Origin of the sequence: Rhodovulum sp. (assembly GCF_011048875.1) — a bacterium.
In the GTDB taxonomy this organism is placed as follows: Bacteria; Pseudomonadota; Alphaproteobacteria; order Rhodobacterales; family Rhodobacteraceae; genus Rhodovulum; species Rhodovulum tesquicola.
This window is the reverse complement of record NZ_DSDD01000415.1, coordinates 1-2,448: the sequence shown is the minus strand read 5'-3', so window position 1 is coordinate 2,448 and position 2,448 is coordinate 1. Positions and strand designations below refer to the sequence as shown.

Below are 2,448 nucleotides of genomic sequence, written 5' to 3'. Positions count from 1 at the left end.
TTCGTGCAGGACAACCATTCGGTTTCGCATGCGAAAGGCACGCTCAGAGGGCTGCATTTCCAGGCCCCGCCGCATGCCCAGGCCAAGCTGGTGCGCTGCGGGCGCGGGGCGCTTTACGATGTGGCGGTCGATATCCGCAAGGGCTCGCCGAGCTATGGCCAATGGGTCGGGGTCGAACTCAGCTTCGAGAACGGCCGGCAATTGCTGATCCCCGAGGGCTTCCTGCACGGCTTTGTCACGCTGAGCGACGATACTGAAATCATCTACAAATGCTCGGACTACTACGCGCCCGACTGCGACGGCGCGGTGCGCTGGGACAGTTGCGGAATCGACTGGCCGCTGGAGGGCGCGCCCATTCTTTCTGCAAAGGACGAGGCCGCACTCCCCTTCGCGGGGTTCGACAGCCCCTTTGTCTGGGAGGCGCCATGAAACTGCTTGTAACCGGCGGCGCGGGCTTCATCGGCTCGGCCGTGGTGCGCCGGGCCACCGCAGAGGGGCACGCGGTCGTCAATCTCGACGCGCTGACCTATGCCGCCTGCCTGGAGAACGTGGCGAGCGTTGCTGACCATCCGGGCTATGCCTTTGTTCAGGGTGATATCCGAGACGGGGCGCTGCTGGCCCGAGTCTTTTCCGAACATCAGCCCGATGCGGTGATGCATCTGGCGGCCGAATCCCATGTCGACCGTTCGATCGACGGGCCCGGCGCCTTCATCGAGACGAATGTGCTGGGCACCTACACGCTGTTGCAGGCCGCGCGCGGCTATTGGGAGGGCAGGGGACGGCCCGACGTCTTCCGCTTTCACCACATCTCGACCGACGAGGTGTTCGGCAGCCTCGGGCCCACGGGCAGGTTCACCGAAACTACGCCCTATGATCCGCGTAGTCCCTATTCCGCCTCGAAAGCGTCCTCGGACCACCTGGTGCGCGCCTGGCACGAGACCTACGGGTTGCCGGTGGTGCTGACCAATTGCTCGAACAATTACGGCCCCTTCCATTTCCCCGAAAAGCTGGTGCCGGTGGTGATCCTGAACGCGATCCACGGGCGGCCGATCCCGGTCTACGGGGCGGGCGAGAATGTGCGCGACTGGCTTTATGTCGAGGATCATGCCGAGGCGCTGCTTGTGGTGCTGGAAAAGGGCAGGGTGGGGCGGTCCTACAATATCGGCGGCGAGAACGAGGCGAAGAACATCGATCTGGTGCGGATGATCTGCACCATCCTCGACGAGATGCGGCCCGAGGGCGCGCCGCACGATCGGCTGATCACCTTCGTCACGGACCGCCCCGGCCACGACCTGCACTATGCGATCGATCCCGCGCGGATCCGCGAGGAACTGGGCTGGCGGCCCTCCGTCACGCTGGAAGAGGGGCTGCGGCGCACCGTTGCCTGGTATCTCGACAACGAGGACTGGTGGCGGCCGCTGCTGGACCGGGACGGCGTGGGGCGGCGGCTGGGGGTGTCGGCGTGATCCTTGTCTTCGGCCGCACCGGACAGGTGGCGCGCGAACTGGCGCATCTCGCCCCCGGGGCGGTCTTTCTGGGGCGCGAGGGGGCCGATCTTGCCGATCCCGATGCCTGTGCCGCCGCCATCGCCGCCCATGCGCCGCGCGCCGTGATCAACGCCGCCGCCTGGACGGCCGTCGACCGCGCCGAGACCGAGGAGGCGCTGGCCACCCTCATCAACGGCACAGCGCCGGGGGCGATGGCACGGGAATGTGCCGCGCGCGCCATCCCCTTCGTCCATATCTCGACCGATTACGTCTTTGACGGGTCGGGCACGCGGCCCTGGCGGCCCGACGATCCCACTGGGCCGATTTCGGCCTATGGCCGCAGCAAGCTGGCGGGCGAGAGGGCGGTGCGCGCGGCAGGCGGCGCGCATGCGATCCTGCGCACCTCCTGGGTGTTCTCGGCGCATGGGGCGAATTTCGTGAAAACCATGCTGCGGCTGGGGGCCGAGCGCGACGCGCTGCGCATCGTTGCCGATCAGGTGGGCGGGCCCACCCCGGCGGCCGATATCGCCGCCGCCTGCCTTGGCCTGCTCCGGGGGCTGGAAAAAGACCCTGACACGGCCGGAACCTATCATTTCGCGGGCGCCCCCGATGTCAGCTGGGCCGGTTTCGCATGCGAAATCTTCGCCCAAGCCGGGCTGCGCGTCGCGGTCGAGGAGATCGCCGCGGCCCAGTACCCGACGCCTGCGCGCCGCCCGCTGAATTCCCGGCTCGATTGCGCCGCGCTGGAGATCCGGTTCGGCATTACACGCCCCGACTGGCGGAAGGGTCTTGTGCAGGTTCTGGCCCAGCTCGCGGCGGAACGGTCATGACGAAACGCGAGGGGGCCAACGTATCTGCCTCCGTCCTGAAACGGGATCAAGGAATGATCAGAGCGTTCTTGCGATACAGTGCCATCCGTAAAGGAAAATATGTCGGCCTATGGCGGCGCTTCGGGAAACCC

The 2,448-nt window shown here is 66.8% G+C and carries 3 protein-coding genes; all 3 read left to right on the top strand.

Going from position 1 to position 2,448, the window contains the following annotated elements:
* Positions 1–429, top strand: a 429-nt coding sequence (gene rfbC, locus ENN83_RS14285; RefSeq protein WP_287188043.1) for a dTDP-4-dehydrorhamnose 3,5-epimerase, incomplete at its 5' end; no start/stop codon positions are given.
* The gene (gene rfbB, locus ENN83_RS14280; protein ID WP_287188041.1) at positions 426–1,466 is read left to right on the top strand and encodes a dTDP-glucose 4,6-dehydratase; all 1,041 of its coding nucleotides are present in this window, start codon (positions 426–428) and stop codon (positions 1,464–1,466) included. The genes rfbC and rfbB, both read left to right, overlap by 4 nt.
* Positions 1,463–2,317, top strand: coding sequence for a dTDP-4-dehydrorhamnose reductase (gene rfbD, locus ENN83_RS14275; RefSeq protein WP_287188040.1), 855 nt, complete (start codon positions 1,463–1,465; stop codon positions 2,315–2,317). The genes rfbB and rfbD overlap by 4 nt, the downstream gene beginning before the upstream one ends.
* Positions 2,318–2,448 lie beyond the last annotated feature (131 nt).